Here is a 377-nt window from a genome sequence, read left to right on the forward strand (position 1 = left end):
ACAAATCTATCACGCGGAGGGTTTAGCGCAGAATCTACTTATGGGGATTTTGGATACTATGAGATAAACGGGGGATTTGGTGGTTTTGGGGGGTTTGGCAATGTAAGCGGGAATCTTACACGCGGGGGGTTTTAGGCAATGAGTGTTTTTAGCAAGGCAATAGAATCTATCCTAAAATCTTTTGGCAAAGAGGCTAGTAAAGCTAGTAAAGAGGCTGGACAAAACGCCACAAGAAGCACAAGCAAACAAGCCTTAGAATCTAGCACGCCACACGCCACGCAAGCCCAAAAATCCACAACAAATAACGCTATAATGCCAAATCAAAATCCACAAAGGCAAGATATGCAGGCAAATCCCAAAAATCCCTCCAAATCTAC

The 377-nt window shown here is 43.8% G+C and carries 1 protein-coding gene; it reads left to right on the top strand.

Annotation, left to right across the window (positions count from 1 at the left end; genetic code table 11):
* Positions 1-138 precede the first annotated feature (138 nt).
* Positions 139-377 (top strand): hypothetical protein (locus ACWIUO_RS13940; RefSeq protein ID WP_454178482.1); only part of this gene is annotated, 239 nt, incomplete at its 3' end.

The sequence above is a fragment of the Helicobacter sp. T3_23-1056 genome, from assembly GCF_053654535.1.